Genomic DNA, 13415 nt, shown 5'->3' with positions numbered 1-13415 from the left:
TCCGGCGCCGCGGTTTTCGCGCAGCTTGGAAGGCCTAGCCCCGCAACCGGACCGGCAGCGTCAGGTGCCCGTTGGTGATGAACGACGGCACCGGTTCCAGCTTCTCCCCGGCCACTGCCAGCACCAAATCGGGGAACCGCCCGAACAACGCAGGCAGCGCCAGCTCCGCCTCCATCCGGGCGAGCTGCGCGCCGAGGCAGTAATGCACGCCGTAGCCGAACGCGAGCGCTGATTTGTCCTTGCGGGCCAAGTCGAACTCGTCCGCGTCCGGACCGTGGTGGGCCTCGTCGCGTCCGGCGGGGCCGAAGGACGGGAGAATCGGGTCGCCCGCGCGGATGACCGTGCCCTCGACCTCGATGTCCTCTCTCGCGAACCGCAGCGGCAGGTGCGAAATCGGGGCCTGCCAGCGCAAAGTCTCGTCCACCACGTCCGACCAGGTGCGCGTTCCGTCGCGGACCTGGCGCAGCTGCGCGGGATGCGTGAGCAGCGCGGTCACGGCCTGGTCGAGCAGGTTGACCGTCGTCTCGTGCCCCGCGGTGATCACCAGCATCAGCGTGTCCACCAGCTCCTCTTCGCTCAGCCGGGAGCCGTCGGAGTCGCGGGCGGCGATGAGCGCGCTGGCGAGGTCGTCGCCGGGCTCGGCGCGCCGCTGGGAGACGAGGTCGGCGAAAATTCCGTACAGCAGCTCGACGTTCGCGGTCGCTTCTTCCGCGGTCGCCGACGTCGCGAAGACCCCGGCCACCGCGGTGCGCAGGCCCGGCCGCGCTTGTTCGGGGACGCCGGCCAGCCGGCAGATCACCTCGATCGGCAGCCGGTAGCAGTACTGTTCGCGCAGGTCGGTTTCGGACGGTCCGGCGGCGAGCTCGTCGAGCAGGCCGTCGACGATTTCGGCGACCACCGGGCGCAGCGCGGCGATCCGTCCGGGCGCGAAAGCCTTGGACACCAGCGACCGCAGCCGCCGGTGCTCGTCGCCGTAGGCGGTGAACATGTTCTGCACCGAAACCCAGATGTGCAGCGACCAGTCGGACGAGATCTCGCCGTCCCGGTAGGCGGGCCAGTGCCGCCGGGGATCCTTCGACACCCGCGGGTCGGCGAGCAGGGCGCGCAGCAGCGGCAGGCTGGTGACCGACCAGGCGAGCACGCCGCCCGGCAGTTCGACCACGGTCAGCGGTCCGCGGGCGCGCAGCCGGGCGCCCTCGCCGTGCACGTCCGGCGCCGCCGGGTCCAGCACGAAGGGGGTGACGGCGTGGTCCATGGGCGCTCCCTCGCGGCCCGGTGGTCCACAATGGACGGACGATGGGGGAGGTGTCCGTTGCGGCCGCCGGGTCCGCGACAAGCGTAGTGCGGCTAAGGATTCTCTTGTCCGGCTTGAGGGGTGGTCCGGGCGGGGCGGGAGAAGGGGTTGACGTCAGCCGTCGGCGCGCTTGCGGTGCAACGAGAACCGTTCGAACACCGACAGCTCGCCGGTCGGCTTGGTGACGTTGTAGTAGGTCACGTGCATGGTCGTCGTGCCGCCCGGTCGGCGTCCGGGGTCGACGGTGAACGCGGCGAAACCGTAGGGGTGGTCGAGGTCGCGCACCGCGCTCCACACCGCTTTTTCGCGCACGTAGGTCGGTTTCCGCTTGCCCGTGGCGGGATCCCGCTTGTCCGCGACGGCGGTCAGCACCTTTCCCGTGCCGTCCCTGAAGAAGCTGCCGTTGGTGGTGCCGGAGACGCCGCCTCCGCCGAGAACCATGTGCACGGTGCCGTGCGTCGCGTCGATGTCGTCGGTCGCGTCGGAGACCGGGTTCGGCGTGAGCGTCTCGCTTCCCGCGACGACGCCGTGCACGGCGAGGGAGCGTTCGTAGTCGTGCTCGTGTCCGCAAAGCACCGGGTCGACGCCGTAGCGGTCGAACAGGGGGCCGTACTTCTCGCGCAGGCCGAGGTCGGCGCCGTTCGCGTCGGACGTGCTGATCATGACCTGGTGCATCGCGACGACGATCCAGTCCACGTCGCGCGACGCCCGTGCCGCGGCGAGTTCCTTCTCCAGCCAGGCGAGCTGCCGCCCGCCGGAGTAGCCGCTGACGTAGACGTCCCCGCCGTCTTGCAGGCAGTTGTCGTCGTTCTGCAGCACGATCACCCGGACCGAGCCGACGGTGAAGCCGTACCAGAGCCCGGCCAGTTCGGGGTCGGTTTCGGTGGAGGGCAGCTGGAAGTACGCCTGGTAGGCGTCCATGCCGATCGCGCCGTTCTGCTTCTCGATCTCGTGGTTGCCCGCGGCGGGCATCCACGGCCGGTACCGCGCCGAGCGGGTGTTGTTGGTGAAGAAGTTGTTCCAGGTGCGCACGCGGTCGACGTCGAGGTTGGCGTAGCAGAGGTCGCCGTTGAGCAGGTGGAACAGCGGCGCGACGGTCTCGATGCCGGTGACGATGTCCTTCGTCGCCGGGGTGGAGAAGAAGTCGAGCGCGGGCGCGCCCTTGAGATCCCAGGTGACCTGCGGCGCGGACTGGTCGCCGAAGCTGGTGAAGGTGAACGCGGACCGGCCGCTGGGCGCGGTGCGGAACGTGCCCGCGTCGGGTGTGGCGCCGTCGTGCTGGGCGACGTAGAGGTACTCGGTGTTCGGGCAGAGGCGGTCGATCTCGGCGTGGTGCACCCAGACCGTGCGGTTGGACGCGCCGTCGAGGTAGGTGCGGGTGACTGCGGGCGCGGACGAGCCGAAGCCGTCGTCGATCGTGCCGTAGCGGACGCGAGGACGGCCGACCGGACCGTCGGTGAGCCACGAAACCACCATCTGCCGCGCGGGATCGCGGCCGAACGTGAGATGCAAACCCTGCACCGGGGTGGCGCCACCGCCCGGCGTCGGCATGAGCGGAGCGGCGGCTGCCGTACCAGTGCCGAGCAGTGGTACGGCAGCGCTCGCGCCCATGAGACCCAGTGCTCCTCGACGGCTGACGGTGCTGGACATGGCGGCCTCCTCCGGCTCCCCGGCGGAAGCGAAGCTATGCCGGCCGCGCGGCCCGCCGATGAACGCGAGCTGTCCGGGGCGTGAAGCGTCCTTTCCGCCGGTTCCGGTTCGTTCCCTTTGCCGGGAAACGGGTTCCGGACTGTCCGAAGTGGATTCTCCCGGCTCAGCCTGATCGATTCAGAATCCTTCTGCTAGCCTCCGGGGTGACGTGCGGCTCGCCGTGGTGCCGCGTTGCTGCCGGGGCGCTTCACGGAGCGTGCGCTGAGTGCTTCGGCTCGAACCTCCGAGGAGCGTTATGACAGGCATCGTCCGGGTCCGGGGCCGTGAGGTGCTCGACAGCCGGGGCAACCCGACGGTCGAGGTCGACGTGGTGCTGGCGGACGGGTCGGCGGGCCGGGCGGCGGTGCCGTCCGGGGCCTCCACCGGCACGCGCGAGGCCGTTGAGCTGCGGGACGGCGACGCGAAGCGGTTCCACGGCAAGGGCGTGCGCAAGGCGGTCGACGCGGTGAACGGCGAGATCGCCGACGCCGTGGTCGGCATGGAGGCCGAGGCGCAGGCCGACGTCGACCGCGCGCTGATCGCCCTCGACGGCACCGAGAACAAGGCCCGCCTGGGCGCGAACGCGACGCTCGGGGTTTCGCTGGCGGTGGCGAAGGCGGCCGCCGCGGCGAACACGCTGCCGCTGTACCGCTACGTCGGCGGGGTGTACGCGCATCTGCTGCCGATGCCGATGATGAACATCATCAACGGCGGCGCGCACGCGGACAACCCGATCGACTTCCAGGAGTTCATGATCGGCCCGGTCGGCGCGGAGACGTTTGCCGATGCCGTGCGGATGGGCTCGGAAGTGTTCCACACGCTGCGGAAATCGCTGCACGACGCGGGACACAACACGAATGTCGGCGACGAGGGCGGGTTCGCGCCGCAGCTGGGGTCGGCCGACGAGGCGCTCGAGTTCGTGGTCCGCGCGATCGAGCAGACCGGGTACGAGCCGGGCAAGGACATCGCGCTGCTGCTGGACCCGGCGGCGTCGGAGTTCTACCGCGACGGCGTCTACGACTACACCGGCGAGGGCCGCAAGCGCAGCATCGAGGAGCACGTCGCGTATCTGACCGAGCTGACCGAGCGCTTCCCGATCGTGTCGATCGAGGACGGTCTCGCCCAGGACGACTACGCCGGCTGGAAGCAGCTGACCGACGGCATCGGCGACCGCGTCCAGCTCGTCGGCGACGACCTGTTCTGCACGAACGTCGAAATCCTGCGCGACGGCATCAAGCGCGGCATCGCCAACTCGATCCTGATCAAGGTCAACCAGATCGGCACCCTGACCGAGACCCTGTCCGCGGTCGACACCGCGCACAAGGCTGGCTACTCGGCGGTCATGTCGCACCGTTCGGGCGAGACCGAGGACACCACGATCGCCGACCTCGCGGTAGCGACCGGCTGCGGCCAGATCAAGACGGGTTCGCTGTCGCGGTCGGACCGCACGGCGAAGTACAACCAGCTGATCCGAATCGAAGAGGAGCTGGGCACCGAGGCTCGCTACGCAGGCTGGGACACCCTGCGCTGAGCTGGTTTTTGAGGCGGCCCGGGCCCTCTCGCCCGGGCCGCCTTTCTCTACTTCTTGACCCTCAGCAACACCGCCGCCGCAGTGAAGGCCGCACTGACCCAGAACGCCGCACGCGCATGCGCCGCATCGAGGACGACGGCCCCCGCCACCGCAGGCCCGACCACCGCGCCGAGATTGAACGCAGTAGTCGCGATCGCCCCGGCTACTCGCGGCGCGTCATTGCTGGCAGACGTGACGATCGCAGCGATCAACGCGGACCCGACGCCGAACGCCATCGCCCCGGTCAGCAACGCGGCGGCGATGAGCCCCGGAAGACTCTGCGCCGCGAAGAACGCCGCCACCCATCCGGCGGTCAGCACCACCGTGCCCGCTTTGAGGATCCGCGGCCCCGCCTTGCCCGCGATCGTGACGCCGACGAACGACCCCACCCCGAACACCGCCAGCACGACCGGAACCCATTCGGATGGGGCGGTCATCGTGCCGAGGTAGGTGAAGGCCGCGAAGGTGCCGCCGTTGACGAGAACCCCCTTGCCGACGGTAGCCACGACGCGCGGCTGCGCCAGAACCCGCCACTCGCGATACACCGGACTTGTTGCTGGCGGGTTGTCGAACTTCGCTCCTGTTAGCGCGACGGCGGCCACGCCCGTGATCGCCGCGATCGCCCAGAACGCGGCCTGCCACCCGGCGTACTGCCCGAGCACCGTCCCGGCCGGAACGCCGACGATGCACGCGAGCGTGACACCGGACAGCAACACGGAAGTCGCTCGCCCGACAGCGTCCTCCGCGACGAGCGACGGCAGCGACGCAAGCGCTATTGCGAGAAACCCAGCATTGGCGAATGCCGCGAGGGCGCGGGTTACGAGGAGGAGCGGGAAGTCGGTGGTGAGAGCACCGACTACGTGGACTGCTGCGAAGAGCCCGAGGAAGGCGATGAGCGCGATCTTGCGCGCGAGTTTGCTGACAAGCATCGCGAGAACCGGCGCGCCGACGACCATTCCGGCCGCGAAGAGAGACGTGAGCAACCCGGCGGTGCCGAGCGAGACACCGGTGGCCGCGGCGATCTGGGGGAGGAGCCCGGAGAGGACGAACTCCGAGGTGCCTTGGGCGAAGACTGCGCTCGCTAGGAGGAAAATTATGGGAGGCAAGGGAATCGACTCCGAACGGCTGTTGGCGTCGAGGACGCCAGAGGATTGAGGACGGTTCGTTTGCGGAGTGGGGTGCCTTGGGCTCGCGGGCAGCAGCACGCGCGGTGGGCTGGGCGCTTGGCTGCAGTTGCGCGGGGCGAAACTTTGCCGCGGCGGGACGGATCGTGAGCAGGCTTCGCCCAAGTGCTGCGGTGCCAAGCGTGTTCGGCCAGCGGTCCTGCGGTGTCGAGCGCGTTCTGCCTGCGGTGCCGTGGTGCCGAGCTCACTCGGTGCTGTGGCACCGAGCGCGTTTCGCCCGCGGTACTGCGGCACCGAACTCGGTCGGCGGTGCAGCAGTGCCGAGCGTGCTTTGCCCGCGATGCCGAGCTCGCTCGGCGGTGCTGCGGCACCGAACTCGCTCGGCGGTGCTGTGATGCCGAGCGAGTTTGCCAGCGGTGCTGCGGTGCCGATCTCGTTCGGCGGTGCTGCGGTGCCGAGTGTGCTTTGCCCGCGGTGCCAGGCACGTTCTGCCAGCGGTGCTCCGCGTGCGAGAGTGCCTTGCCCGCGGTGCCGTGGCACTGAGCCCGCTTGGCGGTGCCGTGGGGCCGAGTGTGCTTTGCCAGCAGCTCTGCTGTGCCCAAGCGTTCGCCAGAACGCGTATCGAACGGCGAGGTTTGCCTGCGGCGTCAGACTTCACCACGGTATGGCCACCGCGCGCAGGCTTGGCGCTGGCTGGCAGACCTTGCCGTCGGTGCGCTTGGCAGTCGTGAGTGTTGATGCCGGTTAGAACCGGCGGCAACACTCACGAGAACCTGCTCAGGGCACAACCCAACAGCACGGCGTTTGTGGTGAAGCTTTAGCTGGTCAGCCCAATCCGCAGCAAGTCCGGCACCCGTCACTCCGCCGCCCAGCTTGCTGCTGGGCGGCTACCGTCTGCTGGCCTTCGGCGACGTCATGTCTTGGACTTTACCTTGCCGTGCTCAGGGAGTCGCGTGGGTTCTGCTGTTCCTTCCGTGTGGAGCGACCCGGTCCGGTCGTCGGTGTGCGTCACGGGGTTGTGGCGATCGCCGGGGCCGTGCGTTCGACGTGTGACAGACGGTGGACAACCTGCCTCAGAATGGACTTGCTGCGGTGTCGCATGAGCGGTTTCCGCGCACCGGCAATTTCGCCGTGGCGGACAGGAGCGTCGGTCCGGGCAACGGGGTGTCGGTTGGGCGCGCGGGTTCAGCTGAGTCCGGCGTGGGCGGCGATGTCGTCAGCGAAGGACGTCACCCTGGTGTACATCCCGGGTTTGCCGGGCTTTCCGCAGCCGTCGCCGTAGGAGACGATGCCTACTACCGTGTCGCCGACTACCAGTGGGCCTCCGGAATCTCCTTTGCAGGCGTCGATGCCGCCGTTCGGGTAGCCGGCGCACAGCATGCTCGTCGCGGAGTATTCCGGGTACGCGGTGTGGCAGAAGGAGTCGTCGGCCACGGGGACGGTGGCTTGACGCAGGTAGTCCGACCGGTCGCCGCCGTCGGCGGTTCGGCCCCAGCCCAGGACGGTGGCGTTGGTTCCGGCGGGGTAGCGGCTCGGATCGCGGGCCAAGTCGGCGGGGCGGTAGGGGAGCGAGCCGCGGACGGTCAGGACGGCGATGTCCGAACCTTGTTGCGGGGTACGGAAATCCGGGTGTTGCCAGGCGGCGGACACCGCGCGGACGACTCCGTCTTGGCTGCGTTTGTCTTCCCGTCCGGCGACTACGCGGAGCTCGCCGATCGGAACGGTGGCGGCGCAGTGCGCGGCGGTCGCGACCGCGGTGCGGCTGACGATGACGCCGCCGCAGAACTGGGTTCCGTGACTGTCCACTAAGTACACCGCGTACGGATGCTGTGCCAGGGAAGCTTTTTCTCCCCCGATGACGGTCGGTACGGCCCCGGCAGCGGATGTGCTCAGGCTGATGACGGACAGGACGACGGCGACGATGAATGCGAATCGGCGTGGCATGGCGGACCCCCTCGGCTGCGGCAGCGCACGAAGACCACTTTAACCGGCGGTTGAGGGGAAAACCGTCGCTGAACCGGGTGGAAACCGCGGGAGCCCGGATCCGGACTCCCGCGGCGGCTGAGGGGGATTGCTTCCCGAACACGGCTCGGGCCAAGGGATCGCGGACGGTGCGTGGAGAGAAGGCTTGCGGAGAGACGGGAACAGGGCGAAGAACGGCTCAGGGAAACGGAATTCGGAGACGCGACCCGCCGGGAGCGAGGGAAGCAGGCGGGGTTCTCGGAGCGAAATCTGGCGACGGCGGGGTCGTTGGCGAGGAACTGCCCAGGAGCGGAGTGCTCGATCGATGGCCTGCGGGAAGGCCTGGCCAGAGCCGTTTGGCGCGACCCGGTCTGAAGTCCACCGGCAACCCGCGATCAATTCGGCAGAACGGACACGCGAACGGGAGCCACCGGTGCGGAGTCAGCCCCAGACCCCGCACCGGCACCCCCAGGACCTCAGCAGAGCGGAGCCACCGGCTTGTCCGAGCCGGTCTTCACATACGTGTCCGAGATGTAGTGCCCAGGCCCGATCCGGTCCCAGATCTTGCTCGTCCCGAATTTCCCGGTCACCGAGTCCCCGTTGACGTAGCATTCGATGTTCACCTTGGCGTAGTTCGCCGCCAGGCCCTTCACCGACGAGGTCGTGTGCGCGCCCGACCGGACGTTCACCGGGTCGCCTGCCGTCTGCACCAGACCGGTCGCCGCGGCGGAGCCCGTCCACAGGTAGGTGACCTTCACGTTTCCGTTGTCGCCCAGGCCGACTCCCGAGTTGAAGGTGCCGTCGGCCAGGTCGATGCCCGCGGGGTTGCCCACTTTGTACCCGAGATCGTCGCGGCCGCCGTTGTAGCCGTTGTGGTAGGCGGCGTAGGCCTCGGGCTGGCCTTGCGGCAGGTCCTTGTACTCCGCGCGCACCGAGGACGGGTTCCAGTAGTCGTCCTTGGTGTTCCACGGGCCGACGTCCCAGACCGGCGCGTATTCGCAGCGGCTGTTGTCCGTCTTGCACACTCGCACGGTGTAGTTGCCGGTTCCCTTGGGCGACAAGGCTTTTCCGGACGGCAGCGCGACGAAGTGGTCGTTGCTCGCGATGACGTGGCCGTTCGCGGTGGTGTGGCCGGTGAGGCCTTCGCGGGTGGCATAGATGGTGTAGGTCAGCGGGGTGGACGCGACGATGGCGTTCGCTTGCGGGGACAGCGAACCGGTCAGGTCGACCTCGCGCACGGTGGGGCGGGCGGCGGTGGTGCTGGACAGCGTGATCCTGGTCTGTACGACGTTCACCGCCCGCGGGAGTGCGGTGCCGGCGGGGGTCCATTCGGTCCAGTCGTCGGCGCCGGAGCGGCCGCGGACGTCGACGTCGACCGTGGTGCCCTGCGGGGCGTCGGCGGAGATCTCTGCGGCTACTCGGTTCACCGGCGCGGGCAGGCGTCGTTCTGCGGAGAGCAGGTAGCCCTCGCTGCCCGCGGCCCGGTCGGCGGGTCTCCACGCGGCGTCTCGCAGCGTGAGTGCGCCGCTGGCCGCCGCGACGTTGACGTCGTCACTGTCCACTGAGGACAGATCGGCTCGCCAGGCGGTGGCTTCGGCGGCGCTCACCGGCGTCGCGACTGCGGTGACCGCCCCCGCGGCGAGCAGTGCGGCGACCGTGCGCCGGACCGTCACATTCCCGACCACGACGGATCTCCCTTCACTCGTCCGAATCGAACTGCCGGAGTGTCGGGGGGATCCGTACACGATCCATACAACGATCTCGCCCGGTCGTGTACCGGACGCGGGAGGTTGACAGCACTGAGTCACGGCTATAGCTTTGCAAACAAAGTTAATTTAACAGCAAAGGAAGTGTGGGATGACCATCCTGGTGACGGGGGCGCGCGGGAATGTCGGGAGCGAGGTCGTCCGGGTGCTCCGCGAGGGCGGGCACGAGGTGCGCGGGTCGGCGCGCGATGCGGCCACACTCGATCTGCCAGACGCGGTGTCAGTGGATCTCGCGGCGGAGGGCGGGTTCGAGGACGCGCTGCGCGGCGTGGACGCGATCTTCCTGTATCCGACGCGACCGAATGGTGCGGCGGATTTCCTTGCGGCAGCGAGAAAAGCCGGAGTTTCGTACGTCGTGCTGCTGTCGTCACCGGACGTCTACGAGGGGGCGGCGGACAATCCGATCCGGCGGGGGCATTTGCCCGCGGAGACGGCGGTCGCGGAGTCCGGATTGCCGTTCACGGTGCTGTACCCGGGCTGGCTGATGGGCAACACCCGGCGCGACTGGGGCGCGGCGATCCGGGACGGGGGACCGGTGCGGCTCGTCTCCCCGGAATCGCAGTTCACGCCGACGGCCGAGGCGGACGTGGCGGCAGTGGCCGCGAAACTGCTCACAGAGCGTAGCTATCCAGGGCGGATGCTCACGGTGACCGGGCCGGAGTCGATGACGCTGCGTGCGATCGTGGAGACCCTGGCGGAGGAGCTGGGTCGCTCGATCGAAGTGGCGACCGAAACGCGGAGTGAGGCGCTGGCGCGGCGTCCGGAGTGGATGCCCGCAGCGGTCCTGGAGCACCTGATGGACGTGGAGGAGGCGGCAGTGGGCCGTCTTGCGCCGGTGAACAACACGGCGGAACGGTTCACGGGGCGAGCGACGTCATTCCGGGAGTGGGCGCGGGCGCACCAGGTCGACTTCGCACGCCGCTAAGCAGTCCACTGTGGACAGAAGTTACGCGGGCTTCCAGGAAACGCAGGCAGGTCGCGTCTGGGATTCGCACAGTTCCCGCACGGCGCGCAGCACTTCCTCGGCGGAAACCTCGCTGCCGGACGGCTGCGGGAAGTGCGCTCCCTGCAGGCTGTAATAGTCGACCGGCTCCTCGCCGACGCCGTCCGCGGGCAGGAAAGTCTCGCCGTTTTCGTGCCACGCCAGGCTTCCTCGCGCACCGCGCACACCGGCGACCAGGTACGGCGTCCGCGGCTTCCGGCCCGCGTACAGCCACCAGACGACCCCGGCGTCCGGCACGGGCGGTTCGGCGGAGCGCAGGGCGGACAGCACGTCGTCGACAGTCGTCTCGGTGACGTCGTACCCGGTCCGGCGACGGGCGTCTTCGATGCTCGCCATGGTGCGCTCCGCTCGTGAAGTGTCCTGATACTACTCGGTGCCGATCGGCGAGCGACTTGTGGAATGGCCGGCGCGCAGACGGGCCGCGCGCAGCGTCAGATAGCGCTGTTCAGCGGTGTTTCCGGTACGGGCGGCGGCCGCGGTGTAGTGCCGGACGGCTTCCTCCCGTTCGCCGGCCAGCTCCAGCAGGTGGGCGCGGGCGGCGGCGAGGCGGTGGTGGTCAGGGAGCCGGTCGTCGAGTCCGGCGAGCATGGTCAGCCCGGCGTCCGGTCCCTGCACCATCGCAGTCGCGATCGCGCGGTTGAGCGTTACGACCGGATTGCCGGTCAGCGCCTCGAGCCGCGTGTACAGCGTGAGCACGCGCGGCCAGTCGGTGTCTTCGGCCCGCAACGCGATGTCGTGCGTTGCGGCGATCGCGGCCTGGAGACGGTATTCGCCGATGCCGTCGCGGGTCAGCGCGGCGGTGATCAGCGCGACGCCTTCCCGGATCAGCGAACGGTCCCACCGCGACCGGTCCTGGTCGGCGAGCGGGATGAGGTCGCCGTCCGGTCCGGTGCGGGCCGGCCGGCGGGCGTCGGTGAGCAGCATCAGGGCGAGCAAACCGGCCGCTTCGCCGTCGTCCGGCAGCGCGGCGTGCAGCAGCCGCGCCAGCCGGATCGCCTCGGCGGAGAGTTCGGTGCGGTGCAGACGGCGGCCGCCGCTGCTCGTGTAGCCCTCGTTGAACACGAGGTACAGCACGTGCAGCACGGACCGCAGCCGCGCCTGCCGCTCGTCTGCGGCGGGCATCCGGAACGGCAGCCCGGACTTCTTGATCTTCGCCTTCGCCCGGCTGATCCGTTGCGCCATCGTGGTTTCCGGCACGAGGAACGCGCTGGCGATCTCCGCGGTCGTCAGGCCGCCTACCGCTCGCAACGTCAGCGCGATCGCCGACGCCGACGTCAGCGACGGGTGCGCGCACAGGAACAACAGCGTCAGCGTGTCGTCCCGGTCCGGCACTTCGGCGCCTGGCGGCTCGGCGGCGACGGTGTCCTCGCGCCGCCGCCGGGCCTGGTCGCTGCGGAAAATGTCGATGATCCGGCGGCTGGCGGTCTGCAGCAGCCAGCCGCGCGGATTCTCCGGAATCCCCTCGACGGGCCAGTGCTGCACCGCGGCGAGGAGGGCTTCCTGCGTCGCGTCCTCGGCCGCGCCGAAATCGCCGGACCGGCGCGCGAGGACGGCGAGGACCTGGGGCGCGAGCGTGCGCACCAGGTCCTCGACCTCGGCCCGCGGCATCACACCTCCGGTGCGCTCATGACCTGGCGCACCTCGATCGGCACCCGCAGCGGCGCGCCTTCGGGGCCGGGTGCGGCCGAAACCCGGGTCGCGATCTCCAGCGCCCGCGCCTCCGACTCGACGTCCACCACCCGGTATCCGGCCAGCAGTTCCTTGCCCTCCGCGAACGGGCCGTCGGTGACGACCGCGCCGCCCTTGCCGTCCGCGACCACGGTCTTCGCCGCTTCCGGCCCGGCCAGACCCTCCGCCTCGACGAGTTCCCCGGCCTCGGTCAGCTCGGCGTTCAGCACGTGCTGGAACTGGATGTGCGCGCGGATGTCCTCCGGGGCCCATTCCGGCAGCGGCGCGTCGCAGTCTTCGCCCTGGGCGTAGGTCTGCAGCAGCATGTACTTCGGCATAACGTTTCCTCCAGGTTCCGGCTCGCCGCTTCCGGGCGGGCTCATCAAGGGAACGGAACCCGCGCGCCGTCCTCGACACGTTTCGCGTCATCTTGCCGGGAAATTCGGCGAGCGGGGACAGAACGGGTGGCGTGAGTCTCAGTGCCCGGGACGTCCGAACGGCCTAGCAGGTAGGTTGCGGGAAGCAACTCACCTGGAGGGACCCGTGAGCACGACGACCTTCGCCGCGGTGTCGGCGGTCAAGCAGCGTTCGGACACCGAGTTCAGCGTCGACCTCAGCCCGGCGTGGACCATCGGCGGCCGCCCGAACGGCGGATACCTGCTGGCGACCATCGCGCGCGCGGCGACCGTCGTTTCCGGGCATCCGGACGTGCTCGCCGCCAGCGCGCACTACCTGCGCTCGCCCGAACCGGGGCCGGCGGAGATCGAGGTCGAGGTGCTGCGCACCGGCCGGTCCGCGACCCAATTGCGCGGACGGCTGCTCAAGGACGGCGTGCCGCAGGTCGAGGCCCTGCTGACGCTGGGCGTTCTCGGCGCGGCCGAACCGTTCTGGCAGGACGGCGTGCCGCAGCCGGAGTTCGGGCCGTTCCCGGAGGAGCCGTGGGGCCCGGACGTGCTGTCGTCCGGCATCCCGATCGCCATCCGCGACGAGATCGACGTGTACTTCGACCGCCCGCTCGCCGACGGGCCCAGCGGCCGCGGCGAACTGCGCGCCCTGCTGGCGCTGCCCGGCGACGAGCCGTTCGACCCGCTCAGCCTGCTGTTCGCCGTCGACGCCCTGCCTCCGGCGACCCTCGACGTCGCGCCGTCCGGCTGGGTGCCGACGCTCGAACTGACCGCCTACGTGCGGGCCCATCCGGCACCCGGCCCGGTGCGCGTGCTGCACCGCGCTCACCTGATCGGCGACGGGCGGGTCGACGAGTCCTGCCACGTCTGGGACAGCGCCGGGACGCTGGTCGCGCAGGGCACGCAACTGGCCGGGATCCGGATCGGCTGAGTTC

Annotated in this window: 11 protein-coding genes; 3 read left to right on the top strand and 8 right to left on the bottom strand. The window is 69.8% G+C overall.

Going from position 1 to position 13415, the window contains the following annotated elements:
* Window positions 1-34: 34 nt before the first annotated feature.
* Window positions 35-1255, bottom strand: coding sequence for a cytochrome P450 family protein (locus tag WA670_RS24820; RefSeq protein WP_336159015.1), 1221 nt, complete (start codon window positions 1253-1255; stop codon window positions 35-37).
* Window positions 1256-1408: 153 nt separating this feature from the next.
* Window positions 1409-2944, bottom strand: a complete 1536-nt coding sequence (locus WA670_RS24815; RefSeq protein ID WP_336159014.1) for a fibronectin type III domain-containing protein — start codon at window positions 2942-2944, stop codon at window positions 1409-1411.
* A 295-nt stretch (window positions 2945-3239) separates the two neighbouring features.
* On the opposite strand from WA670_RS24815, the gene eno reads away from it, so the two are divergent.
* Window positions 3240-4514, top strand: coding sequence for a phosphopyruvate hydratase (gene eno, locus WA670_RS24810; protein WP_037818651.1), 1275 nt, complete (start codon window positions 3240-3242; stop codon window positions 4512-4514).
* Window positions 4515-4561: 47 nt separating this feature from the next.
* On the opposite strand, the gene WA670_RS24805 is transcribed toward eno, so the two are convergent.
* From WA670_RS24805 to WA670_RS24795, 3 genes are all read right to left on the bottom strand, one after another.
* A complete protein-coding gene (locus tag WA670_RS24805; protein ID WP_336159013.1) occupies window positions 4562-5758 on the bottom strand; it encodes an MFS transporter in 1197 nt (398 codons plus the stop codon).
* A gap of 1104 nt (window positions 5759-6862) precedes the next feature.
* A complete protein-coding gene (locus WA670_RS24800; protein WP_336159012.1) occupies window positions 6863-7621 on the bottom strand; it encodes a S1 family peptidase in 759 nt (252 codons plus the stop codon).
* A 494-nt stretch (window positions 7622-8115) separates the two neighbouring features.
* Complete coding sequence (locus tag WA670_RS24795) at window positions 8116-9324, bottom strand: hypothetical protein (protein ID WP_336159011.1); 1209 nt, start codon at window positions 9322-9324, stop codon at window positions 8116-8118.
* A gap of 172 nt (window positions 9325-9496) precedes the next feature.
* Between WA670_RS24795 and WA670_RS24790 the strand changes: the two genes are divergently transcribed.
* Window positions 9497-10330: an SDR family oxidoreductase gene (locus WA670_RS24790; RefSeq protein ID WP_336159010.1), complete on the top strand. Its 834-nt coding sequence runs from the start codon at window positions 9497-9499 to the stop codon at window positions 10328-10330.
* 21 nt (window positions 10331-10351) lie between these two features.
* Here the strand turns inward: WA670_RS24790 and WA670_RS24785 are convergent, their stop codons facing one another.
* Genes WA670_RS24785 through WA670_RS24775 form a run of 3 tightly spaced genes read right to left on the bottom strand, consistent with a single transcriptional unit; the run spans window position 10352 to window position 12414 of the window.
* The gene (locus WA670_RS24785; RefSeq protein ID WP_336159009.1) at window positions 10352-10744 is read right to left on the bottom strand and encodes an Imm1 family immunity protein; all 393 of its coding nucleotides are present in this window, start codon (window positions 10742-10744) and stop codon (window positions 10352-10354) included.
* 30 nt (window positions 10745-10774) lie between these two features.
* Entirely contained in the window at window positions 10775-12016 is a 1242-nt protein-coding gene (locus WA670_RS24780) for an RNA polymerase sigma factor (protein ID WP_336159008.1), read from the bottom strand.
* A complete protein-coding gene (locus WA670_RS24775) occupies window positions 12016-12414 on the bottom strand; it encodes a YciI family protein (protein WP_336159007.1) in 399 nt (132 codons plus the stop codon). The genes WA670_RS24780 and WA670_RS24775 overlap by 1 nt, the downstream gene beginning before the upstream one ends.
* A gap of 205 nt (window positions 12415-12619) precedes the next feature.
* Between WA670_RS24775 and WA670_RS24770 the strand changes: the two genes are divergently transcribed.
* Complete coding sequence (locus WA670_RS24770) at window positions 12620-13411, top strand: thioesterase family protein (protein ID WP_238607194.1); 792 nt, start codon at window positions 12620-12622, stop codon at window positions 13409-13411.
* The last annotated feature ends 4 nt before the right edge of the window (window positions 13412-13415 follow it).

The sequence above is a fragment of the Amycolatopsis sp. VC5-11 genome (assembly GCF_037034185.1).
Lineage (GTDB): Bacteria > Actinomycetota > Actinomycetes > Mycobacteriales > Pseudonocardiaceae > Amycolatopsis > Amycolatopsis nivea.
Note: the sequence above shows the minus strand (reverse complement) of the source record. Positions and strands in the feature narration are given on the sequence as shown.

Coding starts and splice junctions, on each gene's coding strand:
- WA670_RS24820 (WP_336159015.1), bottom strand. CDS start 1,255: ATGGACCACGCCGTCACCCCCTTCGTGCTGGACCCGGCGGCGCCGGAC.
- WA670_RS24800 (WP_336159012.1), bottom strand. CDS start 7,621: ATGCCACGCCGATTCGCATTCATCGTCGCCGTCGTCCTGTCCGTCATC.
- WA670_RS24780 (WP_336159008.1), bottom strand. CDS start 12,016: ATGCCGCGGGCCGAGGTCGAGGACCTGGTGCGCACGCTCGCGCCCCAG.
- WA670_RS24785 (WP_336159009.1), bottom strand. CDS start 10,744: ATGGCGAGCATCGAAGACGCCCGTCGCCGGACCGGGTACGACGTCACC.
- WA670_RS24815 (WP_336159014.1), bottom strand. CDS start 2,944: ATGTCCAGCACCGTCAGCCGTCGAGGAGCACTGGGTCTCATGGGCGCG.
- WA670_RS24775 (WP_336159007.1), bottom strand. CDS start 12,414: ATGCCGAAGTACATGCTGCTGCAGACCTACGCCCAGGGCGAAGACTGC.
- WA670_RS24790 (WP_336159010.1), top strand. CDS start 9,497: ATGACCATCCTGGTGACGGGGGCGCGCGGGAATGTCGGGAGCGAGGTC.
- eno (WP_037818651.1), top strand. CDS start 3,240: ATGACAGGCATCGTCCGGGTCCGGGGCCGTGAGGTGCTCGACAGCCGG.